This window comes from Stenotrophomonas sp. Iso1, assembly GCF_027497995.1.
Taxonomy (GTDB): domain Bacteria; phylum Pseudomonadota; class Gammaproteobacteria; order Xanthomonadales; family Xanthomonadaceae; genus Stenotrophomonas.
Map to the genome: position 1 here is coordinate 301,460 of NZ_JAODBT010000003.1, position 14,053 is coordinate 315,512.

Consider the following 14,053-nt stretch of genomic DNA (forward strand, 5'->3'; position numbering starts at 1 on the left):
ACGCAAGCACCAAACCCCAGCCCAACCGAGGCTGGGGTTACTTCTGTTTCGGCACCCAACCGAGACTGGGGTTACTTCTGTTTCGGCACCCCACCGTCGCTGCCAGTTCGCACCGGGCTGCCCCACCTAACCAGTCATCTGCCGTCCCGAGGATGTTCGATGGATCTGATGCGCTTACTACGCTCGTTGGAAGAGTTTCTATATGAGCTGATCGGCTGGCTGGTTTTCTATCCCCGTACGTTCTGGCGGATTCTCCTGCACCCAGGCGCTATTGCCCGCTACACCCGCAAGGAACTCACGGGCGCGCCCGAGCAGCAGTTCCAGGAAACGATAAGCCCCGTCTTGATGCTCATCCTTTCGGTGGGCCTGGCGCATGCGATGGAAATGGCCTTCAGGCTGCCAGCTCTGAAAGTGGACTCGCCGTTGGGGCGCGTATTGTTTGGCACCGAGGAATCCCTTCTCCTCACGCGGTCGATCATCTTCTGCTGCTATGCGCTTGGGGCTGCACTAGGCACGCTGATACGGGAGCGCAAGCCCATCACGCGAGATACGTTGCGCGAACCGTTCTCCGTCCAGGCCTTCCTTGCCTGCCCATTCGTTGTTCTCCTTTCGACGGGCATACAACTGCTGCAAATGCCGTCTGGCGAAGCCCAAGTGCCAGGAGCGGCTCTATCGGCCATTGCGTGTGTCTGGTACGTTCTTGCCCGCGTTGCCGCCTACCGCGCCCTGCATGGGGGAACGTTTCTGCCGGTGTTTGCAGCAACCCTCGTCTGGTTTGTCGGCACATCTCTCGTGATTCTGGCTGTAGTCACCGCCTCAGTCCTCTAAGCCAGTGACCCAATGGGCTATCCAAACTTGAGCGTGCAGCAACTGCTCACAACGCTGGACCATCTCATTTGCATACGTGCGAGATGTTCCGTGCATTTAGCCCAACGATCAGCCCGCCTTTCGCACTGCGCCCGGCCTTTCCCGAATGTGACGATCAGCATCTGCTCCCGCAGTTGACGATGAGTAACCGGAGCACTGTCAGCGAGCAGGAACTGAGCATTCGCCCACGACAACAAACACTGCACCGGTGAACACGGCCTACTTCAGCGAAAAGACCACACGACCGCCATGCTGACCGAGTGCCCGAACCATGTCCGCTGGATCATCCACGCGCCCCAAGCGAGTGTAGGAATAGGAAGAACGAAACGTTGCGTAGAAGACGACCACGGTGTTCGAGCCGTAAAGCATCAGATCACCGGCATGGATCATCCCCGGCCGGCCTGCATCGGCAGGTAACGTGCGCAGCAGATCGGCGTGCTTTTCGTTGCCGTTGAGCTCGGCCATCTCCAGCGTCAACGGAAACTGGGCCGCGAACGCGCGGGCGGCAGCATTGTCAGCCAACGTGATGCTGAAGCGACGTTCGCCGATGGTCATCCACATGTTGGTTTCCCCCGGCTGGGTGGATGCCCCTGCGGCATCCAGGGCAACGACTACGGCCGCTCCGGATGGGCTGGCCTTGCATCCAGTCAGCATCAACACGCCGAATGCCAGGCTCAATCCTCGCACGTACCAAGACATCGGCGACGGGGACGAGATCGAATAGGAATGAGTTCGGGCCATGCTGATCTCGCCGATTCAGGCCTGGTGCGAGGCCTGCGAACGCGCCGCCAAAACCGTGAGGAAGGCACCAAACAGGAGCACGATCGCGCTGACGATGAAGGTGCTCTGGTATCCACTGCCATCGAACAGCAGGCCGCCAACCGTGGAGCCCAAAGCAATCGCCAGTTGGATCACCGCCACCATCAACCCGCCACCGGCTTCCGCATCCTTGGGTAGGCTCTCGGCGATCCAGCTCCACCAGCCCACCGGGGCTGCGGTGCCCAGCAATCCCCATGCCGCCAGCAGGCCCGCCACTGGCCAAACCCAGTCTCCGATGGGGAGCAGCGCCAGCGCGATCGCTGCCATCAGGATGGGAATGACGATCAGCGTGCGGTACAGGCCTCGCTTGAGAAAGGTTCCGATGATGACGGTACCGATGAAGCCGGCCACACCGATACCCAACAGGATCAGGGAGAGCGTGGAGATGTCCACCCGCGTTACCGTTTCCAGGAACGGCCGCACATAGGTGAACAAGGTGAACTGCCCCATGAAGAACACACCGCAGGCGGCCATACCCAGCGCCACCGTCCGATTCCTGAGCAACCGGAAGACGTTGACCGAAGCGGCCGATCCGTCCGGCTTCATGGACGGCAAGCTGATCCACTGCCAAGCCAGAGCGATCACCGCCACGGGCACCAGGCAATAGAAGGCACCACGCCAACCGATGATCGCGCCCAGGTAGCTGCCCAAAGGTGCGGCGATCACGGTCGCCAGTGCGTTGCCCCCGTTGAAAATAGCCAGGGCACGCGGCACCTGCGCAGCCGGTACCAGACGCATCGCCGTCGCCGCCGACATCGACCAGAAACCCCCGATCACCACACCGATCATGGCGCGCCCGACCATGTAGACGACGTAGTTCGGAGCAGCCGCGACCACCGCACCGGACAACCCCATCAAGCCCGTCAGCACCAGCAGTAGGGCTTTGCGATTCATGCTGCCCGCCAAGGCGGAAATCGACAGGCTGGTGAGCACCGCAAACGCACCGGAGATGGCGATGCCATACCCCACCCAGCCCTCGCTGACACGAAGATCGAAGGCGATAGGCGTCAGCAGGCTGACGGGCATGAACTCAGACGCGATCAGCGCAAACACGCACAGTGTCATGGCGAAGACCCCGCCCCAATGCGCAATGCCTGCCGCGGCCTCCTCCTGCTCGGCGCGCGCAGGAATGTTCGTCGACGCCGTCATTTCGCAGCCAAGTGCTGCGTGAAGAAAGCGGTCAGTTTGTCGAACGGGATCACGTCCACGCGATCGTAAAGATCAGTGTGATTGGCACCTGGAACGATCATCAGCTCCTTCGGCTCCACGGCAGCGGCATAGGCTGTTTCGCTGAAGTAACGGGAGTGCGCCTTTTCGCCATGGATGAACAACACTGGGCGCGGCGAGATCTCTGCGATGTAGGTCAGCAGCGGCATATTCATGAACGACAGCGGCGTGGTCAGCGTCCATGCGTTCCCGGAATTGACCGCCCGAGGGTGGTAGCCACGCGGTGTCCTGTAGTAGTCGTGGTAGTCGACCAGGAATTGCGCTTCACCACCTTTTAGTTCGTTGTAGGGCGGTTGATAGACCGGGGTACCCCGCTCCGCATCCTGCCAGCGTTGCCGGCTCAGTTGCTCCAGCATTTGCGTGCGCTGTTCGGGAGTCATGCTGTCGTTGTAACCCTTGGACATGACACGCGCCATGTCGTACATGGTGCTGGTCGCGACAGCCTTGACGCGCTTGTCCACGGCAACAGCATTCAACGCCATGCCACCCCAGCCACAAATACCGATGATGCCGATACGCTCCCTGTCCACGCTGGGCTGCAGACCGAGGAAGTCCACGGCGGCACTGAAGTCTTCGGTATTGATATCCGGCGAGGCCACGTTGCGCGGTTCTCCGCTGCTTTCGCCGGTATAGGACGCATCAAAAGCCAACGTGACGAAACCGCGTTCGGCCATCGTCTGCGCATACAGGCCAGACGACTGCTCTTTTACCGCACCAAAGGGGCCTCCGACAGCGATCGCGGGCAGCTGTCCATTGGTATTTTTGGGTTGATACAGATCGGCTGCCAGGGTGATGCCGTAGCGGTTCTTGAAGGTCACCTTCCGGTGTTCGACCTTGTTGCTCCTGGAGAAAACCTTGTCCCACTCCTGCGCGAGTTGCACAGCCTCTGCTTCGGCTTCGGCTTCGGAGGGATGGGTTTGCGCGAAGACCGGCGACGCGCTGACCGCAGCGGCCAAGCCGGCCATCTTCAGCAGGGTGCGGCGTCCCTTATCAGGGGCTGGTTGATGAGGCATTGCGTTGCGCTTGTTCATGATGATTCCTCGGAGTGCGCCGCATTCAATCCGTGAGAGTGGCGTTGTCGATGACGAAGCGATACTGGACATCGCCTTTGAGCATGCGTTCGTAGGCGGTGTTGATTTCGTCGGCACGTATGAGCTCGATGTCGGCCACGATTCCGTGCTCGGCACAGAAGTCGAGCATTTCCTGGGTTTCAGCAATGCCGCCAATCATCGAGCCGGCCAATGTGCGGCGCTGGGTGATGAGGTTGAACACACCCGGAGACGGATGCGGCGTAGCAGGCGCGCCGACCAGCACCATCGCTCCGTCGCGCTTGAGAAGAACGAGGAACGCATCGAGGTCGTGCGGCGCGGCTACCGTATTGATGATCAGATCGAAGCGCTTGGCGTGCTTCGCCATCTCATCCGTGTTGCGGGACACCACCACTTCATCAGCACCCAGTGCCAAGGCAGCCTGACGCTTGGCCTCGGAGGTGGTGAACGCCACGACGTGTGCGCCCATGGCATGGGCGAGCTTGATACCCATGTGACCCAGGCCACCAATACCCACGACACCGACCTTGGTGCCGGGGCCGGCATTCCAATGCTTCAGCGGCGAATAGGTGGTGATGCCGGCACATAGCAACGGCGCCACTGCCGCCAGTTGCGCCCCGGGATGGCGGACGCGCAGCACGTAGCGCTCGTGGACGACAATCTGCTGCGCGTAGCCGCCGAGCGTCCAACCTGGGGCATCCGCCGTCGGAAAGTTATAGGTGCCGACCATGTCGTCGCAGTAGTTCTCCAGGCCGCTGTTGCAGTCCTCGCACTGCTGGCAGCTATCGACGATGCAGCCGACGCCGACCAGGTCACCAAGCTGGAAACCCGTGACATGCGCGCCTACTGATGCCACCCGCCCGACGATTTCGTGGCCCGGCACGCAGGGGAACTGGGTTCCGGCCCACTCCGCTCGGACCTGATGCAGATCGGAGTGGCAAATGCCGCAGTAGGCGATGTCGATCTGCACGTCATGGGGACCGGGACTGCGGCGGGTAATTTCCATCGACTGCAGCGGCTTGTCGCTGGCGTATGCGCCGTAGGCATAAACAGGCATGAGGATGTCCAAGGGTCCAAAGGAGGATGCGGACCATTCTGACCATGCGCCATTTACTTGATTAGATGATGAATGCTTTTAGGCCCTATTAGTTTTACTAATCAATCGGCCGTGCCAGACTTGCCCCATGGCACGACGCAACCTCAATGATCTGCTGGCCTTTGTCACTGTCGCCAGAGAAGGCAGCTTCACCCGTGCGGGTGCGGTACTCGGGGTTTCTCAATCGGCGCTCAGCCAGGCGATCAAGGCCTTGGAGGAACGGTTGGAAATCCGGCTGCTCACCCGCACCACGCGCAGCGTGTCGGCCACGCCAGCCGGTGAGCAGTTGCTTCAAGCGATAGGGAACCGCTTCGACGAGATCGAGTCGGAACTGGATGCGCTCACGGCACTGCGGGACAAGCCTGCTGGGTCGGTCCGCATCACCTGCGGCGACCATGTGCTGCGCACGATCCTGCTGCCCAAGCTGCTGCCGGTCATGCATCGCTACCCGGATGTCCACATTGAGTTCGATGTCAGCTACGGATTGCGGGACATCGTGGCCGATCGGTTCGATGCGGGTGTTCGGCTGGGGGAAAGCATCGACAAGGACATGATCGCCCTGCCGATCAGTCCGAAGCTGCGGATGGCGGCCGTGGCTTCACCCGCTTACTTTGAAAAGCATCCGGCTCCAAAGATCCCCGAAGACCTGACGCGGCACAACTGCATCAATATCCGGTTCCCGTCATCAGGGGGCGTCTATGTCTGGGAGTTCGAGCGCCGTGATCGGCAGTTGAACGTGCGTGTCGAAGGCCAGGCAATCTTCAATACCTCGCCCCACATCGTGCTTGCGGCGCTCAATGGCTTGGGGATCGCGTTCCTCCCCGAAGAGGAGTTCGCGCCCCACATCGAAGAAGGACGCCTGGTCCGCGTGCTGCAGGACTGGTGTCCGCCATTCTCGGGATACCACCTTTACTACCCGAGCCGCCGCCAGCATTCGCCGGCATTCTCGCTGGTCGTGGACGCATTGCGGAGGTGAGAGATGCGTTTCCGGCACAGCAGCCACGCAACTTTCCCGAGTTCAACTGTTCGCCAGGGATCGCATCACGCCATGACGCTCCCAGTGCCGCTACCGTCAGAAGTGACGTTCGCTGCGCCGCGACGCCGCTTCGGCTTGAGTAGATTGCCAGACCACTTCACTGACGCCCCTCACCGATGGGCAGGTGGTGCGCCTTTTCCATCTTTGGGTTCCGTCGTCACGCGGCCCTGCGCGAATTCCGGAAAGGTCTCCGCCAGCGTCGCCTTGTCCGGCAAGATGTAGAACACCCCGCCACGATCAAATGTGGAACGGATGATTTGCTCGTAAAACCCGGGCGAGACGTTGATACAACCGTGAGTGACGCGGTTGTCATCCGGCGAAGGCGATGCCAGACGTTCGACGCGCCTCTCGGCCGGGACGCCAGTAGCGGTGGGGTGGATGGAGACTGCGGAATCGTAGTCCACCCACAGGACGCGCCCGGCGTCGATTGACGGACCGAAACCGCCCACAAAGCGACCAGCAGGCGTCGTGCGATCCCGCCCTGGAATCTCGCGAAGCGCGAGGCCAGCAACGCCGGGGGCCGTATGATCGCCGGTGGCCGAGCCAAAAAGCCCGGGCGCCGCGCCACGCAGCCGACCATCGCCGCCAAACACCAGTATCTGTGCAGCGGCCTTGTCCATGATCGCGAACGGATAGCCCTGATTGTCCTTGCTTGCGACAACCCAGCCCGCAAGTTCAATCACCGTGTCGGACACCTCTTGGCCGTGCGGAAGCTCATCAACGGCGGCTACCGGTTGCGCCACGACATCCTCGGCGCTGGCCACGCCGATGCTCGCGAACGCGAGAACCATTGCCAGCACGCCTGGGATGGCCCGGATCGCGGGGTATTTGTGCGTACGGATGGGACGGTTCCTCCGAATCAAGACTGCATGACCAAAAGGAAACCAGTGGCCAGCAAAGGCCACCGGGTCCTGAAATCAAAACCGTTCGTCACGAACTGTGCGAACGGTTCAATAGCAACTAGCCGCGAGGCGTGCGGCGGGGTGCCCTTTCGAGCTGCTGGACGCGGCCTTCAATCTGATCCAAACGTTGGTTAGCCTGCTGTGCGGATTGATTGGCGGATTCGGCGCTCTGTGCCGCGCCCTGCACCTTCGTGTCGAGTTGATCGAGGCGTGAGTTGATCCCTGCAAACTCCTCTTTATAGGTTGCACAGGAAGCAAGGCCTGCGGTGGCGATAAGCGCCACGCCGAGCGTACGGGCCATTACAAAGTGTTGCTTGGTCATGAACATTCCACTCCCTCCTTCGTCTGGGGAATCTGGAATATAGCGGCCTTTTTGACAAAGCCATGACCTGCTTTCAGCTGACGTTGGAGTACGTGGATGGACGGTGAAGATGTGACAACACCCATCACGCCTTATCCGTAGTCATCGCTCCCTACCCAAAGTGAACCGTAGATCTTGATCAAGCGGGCCTTCTCCAGCGGCGGATCTTCACGAGACGTATTTGAGTCATGCCTATTCATAAAAAAAGAAAAACCATACCTGCCCAGCGAGGCGTTCAAGCGGTCGACATCGTCTCCCCCGGGCATCACGCCGCACCGCGCGCAATGGACCGCTTCATGTCGAATGCCCCTCCCAAGGACGGCCGGAAAAATGAAACAAAGCCGCGCCGATCTCGTCACGGGCAGTCGCAGAAAGCACCCGACAAGCCGATCTGAATACGCTTTGCGAATCACCTTCACAGCGCCACATCACCTACTGATTTTTCCAGCAGTATCGTCACGGCTATCCGTCCCGGAAACGCCGCCATGGGCCGTCAATTCCCGTCCCCACTGCTGTCCTCCGCCTTGGCGTTCACTCTGCGTGGCGGCTGTTATTCAGAAAAAAATCAGCGCCGAAAATGAGATGGCGACACCCGCCAAAACTGCATTGATCTTGCTCGATACCTTTGGCGATCTGCATCGCGCTGTAGCCACCCGCGTGCCGGAAGCGCAGCGCCATTTTCGATCAGGGCTTGCACCTGACTTACGGTTTCAATCACCAAGCTGCCGGGCGTGCCTTTGCCGACGCGGCACGATTGGATCCGCAATGTGCGATGCGCGTAGTGCCAGGCGTTGGTGCTGGGGCCGAACATCAATCTACCGATGGACCCAACGTAGGCCAAAGACGCCACGACGTTGGCTGCCCGCGCTATGGGCCTCGCCAGCCGTGCGAAAAGAGCCTTCGCGCAGGAGCTCAGAACCGATTTCCAACAATGATTGATCGCTGTTTGGTTTGGCGCAGGCACAACAAGCACTGGGTCAGCGCGATGCGGCGATCGAGACACCGCGCCAACAAGTGAACGCCTGGCAATGGCCGATGCGCCGCTGACAGCGGCGCGTTATTGAGCGGCGAATAAACGGCTACGAAAACACCACCATGATTGGCAGGTGCGTTGCGCGGCGTTCGATCGGGAGCCCAATCGAACGCCCATAAACTCAGCGCGGTTCATCCACCAACGCATCAGCCGCAAGCGGACGCGCGTACTGCACCAGCGACAGCAACGTCTTGCCCGGCTCTTCGTTCATCACTTCATGCGCGGAATGTTCGAACCACACCACGCGTTTGGATGGTGCCTGCAGGCGCTCAAACCATTCAGCGGCCACGGTCGAGGACACGTTGATGTCGTGCCGCCCGAGGAACAGGATCACCGGGCAATCCAGCGTGCGGACGTTGTTGAAATCGTTGGTCAGCACGTCCGACAGCAATGCATTCTCCGAGGCTTCGTTGCCCTGCCACACTTTGGCGAGATCGTCGTCGGTGTATTCGGGGGAAAGCTTGATGGCCGCCGCTTCCGCGCCGCCGCCATCACGGCCATACACCATGCCGCCGTAATGGTTGAGCCATTTGCGCTGCTTCATCAGGTCCGGCACGGGAACCGGCACCTTACCCTGCGCATAGGGCGCAACCGCCTGCAGGTCAGCGATGGCTTCGGCATTGCCGTCCTTCTGCGCCTGCTCCATCGTCCATGCCCAGCCACGACGCTCGCTTTCCGGCCCGTCGGCCGTCTGGCCCATGCCGATATAGGCGTGCAGCCATTCCGGTCGCTTACGCGCCAGCTCCACGCCCAGGTAGCTGCCCCAGGAATGGCCGAGCACGAAGATCTTTTCCTTGCCCAGTTCGCGCCGTACCCAGGCGACCATTTCTTCGGTATCGGCATTCATCCGCGCGATGGTCATGGTCGGCAAGACGGTCGCTGGGTCATTCGTGGTGTAGGTTTTGCCGGCACCGCGCTGGTCCCACTGCACCACGGTGAAGTATTCCTCCCAGCCACGCTGGAAATACCAACTGGTCGGCATGGACACCCAACCCGGTCCGCCGTGCAGCATCAGCAACACCGGGTTGTGCGGGTCGTTGCCACGGATGCTGACCCACTGGTCGATGCCGCCGATACGCACTTTCTCCAAACGCTCGATGCCACCGGGCACGACGATCTTGCGCATGTCGGCGATAGCGGACGTAGCGTCGGCACGGGTGAATGGCCGTGGCGCGTCTGCCGCCTGCGCGCTGATCGCCGTCAGGGTAAGTACCACCAGAAGAAGAAACCGATGCATGCCCACCCCGCTGTGCAATAAGAAGCGGCCGAGAATAACGCGGTCTGCCTGCGCACCAAAGCGCGATCCGCGCCGTTGTTGATCGGCGTTGCAGAAATATTCCCAACTGCAGGCAAGCACAACTACGCTCCCGCGTCTCCCAGCATCCGTTGCAACATCGCCGCCAGCGCCTTGACCTCCGGGTCAGCAGACGGTCGGTGCAGCAACACCAGTTCAATGCTGTCGATGACCGGCAAACCACTCTCCGGCCCCAGTGCCACATGCGCCGCCGTCACCGCACGCGCCGGCAACAGGCTGATGCCCAAGCCATCGCCCACAGCCGCCTGGATGCCGCCCAGGCTGGAGCTGGTGAAACTGATACGCCACGCGCGGCCCAATGCTTCGACAGCGTCGATCATGTCCTCGCGGTAAAGCCCACGCGGCGGGAACGCCACCAGCGGCACCGGATCGGTGCCGAATGCCGGGCTGGCGGCCGCATCTATCCAGCACATCGGCTCGGGCCAGCAGGCCACGCCCTCGCGACTGCCGCGCCGTTGTTTGACCAACACCAGGTCCAACTCACCGCGGTCGTAGCCTTCGCCCAGGGCGCGGCTCAAGCCGCTGCTGACTTCAAGCTTCACCCGCGGATGCTCACGGCTGAATTCGGCCAGCAAGCGCGTGGTGCGGCCGGCGGCGAAATCCTCGGGCACACCAAACCGCAGGGTGATGGGCGCGCCGCCGCTGGACAGCGCTTCGGCCAATTCTTCGTTCAAGGCCAGCATCCGCCGCGCGTAGCCCAGCACGGTCTCGCCGATATCGGTCGGACGAACATCGCGCGCACCCCGGTCGAGCAGCCGATGTCCCGCCAGGTCCTCCAACCGCCGCAGCTTCTGACTGATGGTGGATTGGGTGGAATGCAGGCGCGTAGCAGCGACCGTGAAACTGCCGCAATCGGCAACCGTCACCAGCGCGCGCAGCAGATCCAGGTCGAACACCGATCTATTTGATTTTGAAATGCCACCCATCGACATATTTAATTTCTGGATGGAATGACCGCCTTGTAGCATCGCCGCATAACCGGCGCAAACACTCGCCGGGCAGCATCCAGCGCGCCTGACCAGGCCGCCCCGCAACAGGAGAAGACCATGACAGCCCGGCACTGGGTCACCACACATGCGTTGGCAGCGATGCTGGCCTCCTGCGCGGCGGGCGCCGACGCCGGCCCACAGAACCGGCAACTGCACCATGCCGCCAACACCGGCAATGCGGACGATGTCTGGCGCTTGCTGGACAACGGCGCCGACCTGGAAGCACGTGACGCCGAGGGTAGAACCCCGTTGCTCGCTGTTGTTGGCGAGCGCCAGACCGCCGCCGCGCTGGCGCTGATTGACGCCGGTGCCGACGTCAATGCCAAAGACGCCATCAACGACAGCGCGTATCTGCTGGCCGGCGCCAGCGGCCAGCTGGAGATCCTGCGCAGCACCCTGCAACACGGCGCCGATCTGCGCAGCACCAACCGCTATGGCGGCACCGCGCTGATACCCGCTGCCGAGCGTGGCCATGTCGATGTCGTGCGCACGCTGATCGACGCCGGCGTGGCGGTGGACCACGTCAACAACCTCGGCTGGACCGCATTGCTGGAGGCCATCCTCCTCGGCGATGGTGGTGCACCACACGTCGCCATCGTGAAATTGTTGATCGATGCCGGCGCCGATGTGAACCTCGCCGATGGCGATGGCGTCACGCCCTTGCGGCATGCCCGCCAACGCGGTCAGGCCGAAAACATCCGCCTGCTGCTCGCTGCCAACGCACGCTGAGCAGCACGCACTCCAACCGTACTCGCCGCACACAACAGGTAGTCATTGCATGAAGAACCCGCTGTCCCTCGCCTTGTCGGTGTTGCTCACCGCCGCAGCGCCCGCCATTGCCGCCGAGTCCACGGCCGATGTGTTGATCCGCCACGCCACTGTCGTGGATGTCGAACACGGCACCACCCGTGCCGATCAAACCGTGGTCATTCGTGGCGATGACATCGTCGCTGTCGGCGACGACCAAACCCTCGCCCGTCAATGGCGTGCGGCCAAAACCATCGATGCGAAGAACCGCTATCTGATTCCCGGCCTGTGGGACATGCACGTGCATTTCGGCGGCGGTCCGGCGCTGATCGAAGAGAACAAGGCACTGCTACCGCTGTACGTGGCGCACGGCATCACTACCGTGCGAGATGCTTCCGGTGACCTGGCCGAACAGGTGTTGTCATGGCGCGGCCAGATCGCCAGTGGCCAGTTGTTCGGGCCGCAGCTGTTCACCTCCGGTGCCAAGATCGAAGGTATCGCACCGGTGTGGAAAGGCACCATCGAAGCAGGCGACAAAGCGGGCGTGGATGCGGCACTGGACCGCGAACAACGCGACCAGGTGGACTTCGTCAAGATCACCGACAGCACGCTCACGCCGGACTTGTTCCTGTACGCGGTAAGCCAGGCCAAGCAGCGTGGCCTGCGCACGTCCGGACACATCCCGATGGCGCTCACTGTGGGCCAGGCGGTGGATGCCGGCATCAGTTCCATCGAGCATCTGGACTACGCCTACAAGGCCGGCGTGAAGGACGAAGCGACGATTGCCGCCGACTTCGCCGCAGGCCGTATCGACCGCGCTGAGGCCAACCGACGCCTGCATGCCGGCTTCGACCGCGACACGGCAATGGCCGCTTACCGTCGCTTCGCCGAACTCGGCGTGGCGGTGACACCGACGCTGGATGGCGGCCGCATCATCGACTTCCTCGACGTTGAGCCACACGACAACGATGCCTACCTGGCCTACATCGGCCCGGGCCTGCGCAAGACCTACGATTGGCGCGTGGAGCGTGCGGCCAAGGCCACGCCGGAGCAAATACAGGCCCGCCATGCGCGTTACGCACAGGTCGCTGCGGTATTGCCAATGTTGCAGGAAGCGGGCGTGCGCATCATGGCCGGCACCGATGCGGGCTTCCTCAACTCATACAACTACCCGGGCATCGGCCTGCACAACGAGCTTACGTTGTACGTGCGCGAAGGCCTGACGCCGCCACAGGCACTCATTGCCGCTACCCGCGCCGGTCCCGCATGGTTCGGCAAGCTCGACCGTTACGGCGCGGTGGAAACCGGCAAGGCCGCCGACCTGGTGTTGTTGGAGCGCAACCCGCTGCAGGACATCGGCGCCACGCGCGCGATCAATACCGTCATCCTCCGTGGACAGGTGTACGACCGCGCCGCACTGGACGCGTTGTTGGAGAGCACCCGGGAAAAGGTGGCTGCGTGGAACCAGGAAGCGCTGGCGAAGTAAGCCTCGCGCATTCATTGGCAGTACCGCATGGCGGGTCACTCATGTGATCCGCCATGTGCTTTCTGGGTAACCGTGAAATGCCACAGACGCACGCTGCCATGTGCTTGCAAGCCGCAGTGATTTCTATATAGTTAGCCGCCTAACTATATGGTGACATCCGTCATGCAGCTCGATCAGAAGTACACCGCACTGATCCAGGAAGCCCAGCGCCGGCAGTTGTCGGACGTGGACGGTATCCGCCTGTGCTTCCAGACCCTGTCGCTGGCCTCTGCCATCGACCGCGACTGTGCCGCCCTGCTCGCACCGCATGGATTGTCCGAAGGCCGCTTTGTACTGCTGTTTCTGCTCGATGCGGCAGGCGATGGGCTGGCGCCCAACGTACTGGCCGAACGTGCCGGTGTGACCCGGGCCACCGTGACCGGTCTGCTGGATGGGCTGGAGCGAGAAGCACTGATCGAACGCACCGCTGATAGCACTGACCGCCGGGCACTGCGCATCCATCTCACCCGCAAGGGCAAGCAGGTGGCGAAGAAAGTAGTTGACCAGCATGGCCACTGGATCGCGGGCCTGTTCGGCAACCTGAGCGCAACCGAACGTCGCCAGCTCACGGCATTGCTCGACAAGGTCGCCAGCAATCTCACCGGCTGAGGCCGTAGCGGCGACCGTCATTCAAGTAACTGCGCCTTGCGCAATCTGCAAACCGAAGGAGCAACACATGTCGCATTACCTGGTGGAACTGTACTCACCCAATGCCAACTGGCAGGCCTTGTCCACGGCGCAACGCCAGCACTTTCTGCAGGGCATCCAGGCCGCAATGGCGCCGCTGTCCAGCATGGGCGTGGAGGTGCTGGCTCTGGCCGAAACCCAGCCGGACATCGACCAACCCAGCGCGCATCGTTTCCTTGGAATCTGGCGCTTCCCCGATACCGCACTGCGCGACGCCCTGCTCGCCGGCATTCGCGCCAGCGGCTGGTATGACTACTTCGACCACATCAATGCCGCCAGTGACACCGGCGGCTTCGAGCAGCACCTGACTGCATTGGCTACCGCATAAGCCAACCGCAGGCGGTGAACACGCGAAGGTCCACTGCTTGCGGTGCGCGCGGGTGCCTGACGAACCCTCGCA

General features: G+C 61.9%; 15 protein-coding genes. 6 read left to right on the forward strand and 9 right to left on the reverse strand.

Annotation, left to right across the window (positions count from 1 at the left end; all coding sequences use genetic code 11):
- Positions 1–159: 159 nt before the first annotated feature.
- Positions 160–828: a hypothetical protein gene (locus PAN08_RS14235; protein ID WP_269792166.1), complete on the forward strand. Its 669-nt coding sequence runs from the start codon at positions 160–162 to the stop codon at positions 826–828.
- A gap of 258 nt (positions 829–1,086) precedes the next feature.
- Here PAN08_RS14235 and PAN08_RS14240 read toward each other — a convergent pair whose 3' ends face one another.
- The 4 genes from PAN08_RS14240 to PAN08_RS14255 all read right to left on the reverse strand — a co-directional run bounded on the left by PAN08_RS14240 (position 1,087) and on the right by PAN08_RS14255 (position 5,019).
- On the reverse strand, positions 1,087–1,428 hold the full coding sequence (locus PAN08_RS14240) for a cyclophilin-like fold protein (protein ID WP_269792167.1): 342 nt from the start codon (positions 1,426–1,428) through the stop codon (positions 1,087–1,089).
- Positions 1,429–1,623: 195 nt separating this feature from the next.
- Positions 1,624–2,835 carry an MFS transporter gene (locus tag PAN08_RS14245; RefSeq protein ID WP_269792168.1) on the reverse strand — a complete coding sequence of 404 codons (1,212 nt, stop codon included), beginning with the start codon at positions 2,833–2,835 and terminating at the stop codon, positions 1,624–1,626.
- Positions 2,832–3,944 carry an alpha/beta hydrolase gene (locus PAN08_RS14250; protein ID WP_269792169.1) on the reverse strand — a complete coding sequence of 371 codons (1,113 nt, stop codon included), beginning with the start codon at positions 3,942–3,944 and terminating at the stop codon, positions 2,832–2,834. Before PAN08_RS14250 ends, PAN08_RS14245 begins: the two co-directional genes overlap by 4 nt.
- 25 nt (positions 3,945–3,969) lie before the next feature.
- Positions 3,970–5,019: an NAD(P)-dependent alcohol dehydrogenase gene (locus PAN08_RS14255; RefSeq protein WP_269792332.1), complete on the reverse strand. Its 1,050-nt coding sequence runs from the start codon at positions 5,017–5,019 to the stop codon at positions 3,970–3,972.
- 127 nt (positions 5,020–5,146) lie between these two features.
- Between PAN08_RS14255 and PAN08_RS14260 the strand changes: the two genes are divergently transcribed.
- Positions 5,147–6,034: a LysR family transcriptional regulator gene (locus tag PAN08_RS14260; protein ID WP_269792170.1), complete on the forward strand. Its 888-nt coding sequence runs from the start codon at positions 5,147–5,149 to the stop codon at positions 6,032–6,034.
- 170 nt (positions 6,035–6,204) lie between these two features.
- Here the strand turns inward: PAN08_RS14260 and PAN08_RS14265 are convergent, their stop codons facing one another.
- The 5 genes from PAN08_RS14265 to PAN08_RS14285 form a co-directional block, all read right to left on the reverse strand.
- Positions 6,205–6,885: a hypothetical protein gene (locus PAN08_RS14265; protein WP_269792171.1), complete on the reverse strand. Its 681-nt coding sequence runs from the start codon at positions 6,883–6,885 to the stop codon at positions 6,205–6,207.
- Between the two features lie 169 nt (positions 6,886–7,054).
- The gene (locus tag PAN08_RS14270) at positions 7,055–7,324 is read right to left on the reverse strand and encodes a hypothetical protein (RefSeq protein WP_269792172.1); all 270 of its coding nucleotides are present in this window, start codon (positions 7,322–7,324) and stop codon (positions 7,055–7,057) included.
- Positions 7,325–7,888: 564 nt separating this feature from the next.
- On the reverse strand, positions 7,889–8,035 hold the full coding sequence (locus PAN08_RS14275) for a hypothetical protein (RefSeq protein ID WP_269792173.1): 147 nt from the start codon (positions 8,033–8,035) through the stop codon (positions 7,889–7,891).
- Between the two features lie 476 nt (positions 8,036–8,511).
- Positions 8,512–9,627: an alpha/beta hydrolase gene (locus PAN08_RS14280; RefSeq protein WP_269792174.1), complete on the reverse strand. Its 1,116-nt coding sequence runs from the start codon at positions 9,625–9,627 to the stop codon at positions 8,512–8,514.
- A gap of 122 nt (positions 9,628–9,749) precedes the next feature.
- Positions 9,750–10,631, reverse strand: a complete 882-nt coding sequence (locus PAN08_RS14285; RefSeq protein ID WP_269792175.1) for a LysR substrate-binding domain-containing protein — start codon at positions 10,629–10,631, stop codon at positions 9,750–9,752.
- Between the two features lie 120 nt (positions 10,632–10,751).
- Here PAN08_RS14285 and PAN08_RS14290 point away from each other — a divergent pair, with 120 nt between their 5' ends.
- From PAN08_RS14290 to PAN08_RS14305, 4 genes are all read left to right on the forward strand, one after another.
- Entirely contained in the window at positions 10,752–11,423 is a 672-nt protein-coding gene (locus tag PAN08_RS14290) for an ankyrin repeat domain-containing protein (RefSeq protein WP_269792176.1), read from the forward strand.
- A 49-nt stretch (positions 11,424–11,472) separates the two neighbouring features.
- A complete protein-coding gene (locus PAN08_RS14295) occupies positions 11,473–12,927 on the forward strand; it encodes an amidohydrolase family protein (protein ID WP_269792177.1) in 1,455 nt (484 codons plus the stop codon).
- A 162-nt stretch (positions 12,928–13,089) separates the two neighbouring features.
- Positions 13,090–13,575 carry a MarR family transcriptional regulator gene (locus PAN08_RS14300; RefSeq protein WP_269792178.1) on the forward strand — a complete coding sequence of 162 codons (486 nt, stop codon included), beginning with the start codon at positions 13,090–13,092 and terminating at the stop codon, positions 13,573–13,575.
- A gap of 67 nt (positions 13,576–13,642) precedes the next feature.
- The gene (locus PAN08_RS14305) at positions 13,643–13,981 is read left to right on the forward strand and encodes a DUF6616 family protein (RefSeq protein ID WP_269792179.1); all 339 of its coding nucleotides are present in this window, start codon (positions 13,643–13,645) and stop codon (positions 13,979–13,981) included.
- Positions 13,982–14,053 lie beyond the last annotated feature (72 nt).

Coding starts and splice junctions, on each gene's coding strand:
- PAN08_RS14300 (WP_269792178.1), top strand. CDS start 13,090: ATGCAGCTCGATCAGAAGTACACCGCACTGATCCAGGAAGCCCAGCGC.
- PAN08_RS14245 (WP_269792168.1), bottom strand. CDS start 2,835: ATGACGGCGTCGACGAACATTCCTGCGCGCGCCGAGCAGGAGGAGGCC.
- PAN08_RS14285 (WP_269792175.1), bottom strand. CDS start 10,631: ATGGGTGGCATTTCAAAATCAAATAGATCGGTGTTCGACCTGGATCTG.
- PAN08_RS14235 (WP_269792166.1), top strand. CDS start 160: ATGGATCTGATGCGCTTACTACGCTCGTTGGAAGAGTTTCTATATGAG.
- PAN08_RS14240 (WP_269792167.1), bottom strand. CDS start 1,428: ATGTGGATGACCATCGGCGAACGTCGCTTCAGCATCACGTTGGCTGAC.
- PAN08_RS14290 (WP_269792176.1), top strand. CDS start 10,752: ATGACAGCCCGGCACTGGGTCACCACACATGCGTTGGCAGCGATGCTG.
- PAN08_RS14270 (WP_269792172.1), bottom strand. CDS start 7,324: ATGTTCATGACCAAGCAACACTTTGTAATGGCCCGTACGCTCGGCGTG.
- PAN08_RS14255 (WP_269792332.1), bottom strand. CDS start 5,019: ATGCCTGTTTATGCCTACGGCGCATACGCCAGCGACAAGCCGCTGCAG.
- PAN08_RS14260 (WP_269792170.1), top strand. CDS start 5,147: ATGGCACGACGCAACCTCAATGATCTGCTGGCCTTTGTCACTGTCGCC.
- PAN08_RS14250 (WP_269792169.1), bottom strand. CDS start 3,944: ATGAACAAGCGCAACGCAATGCCTCATCAACCAGCCCCTGATAAGGGA.
- PAN08_RS14295 (WP_269792177.1), top strand. CDS start 11,473: ATGAAGAACCCGCTGTCCCTCGCCTTGTCGGTGTTGCTCACCGCCGCA.
- PAN08_RS14275 (WP_269792173.1), bottom strand. CDS start 8,035: ATGGCGCTGCGCTTCCGGCACGCGGGTGGCTACAGCGCGATGCAGATC.
- PAN08_RS14280 (WP_269792174.1), bottom strand. CDS start 9,627: ATGCATCGGTTTCTTCTTCTGGTGGTACTTACCCTGACGGCGATCAGC.
- PAN08_RS14305 (WP_269792179.1), top strand. CDS start 13,643: ATGTCGCATTACCTGGTGGAACTGTACTCACCCAATGCCAACTGGCAG.
- PAN08_RS14265 (WP_269792171.1), bottom strand. CDS start 6,885: ATGGTTCTCGCGTTCGCGAGCATCGGCGTGGCCAGCGCCGAGGATGTC.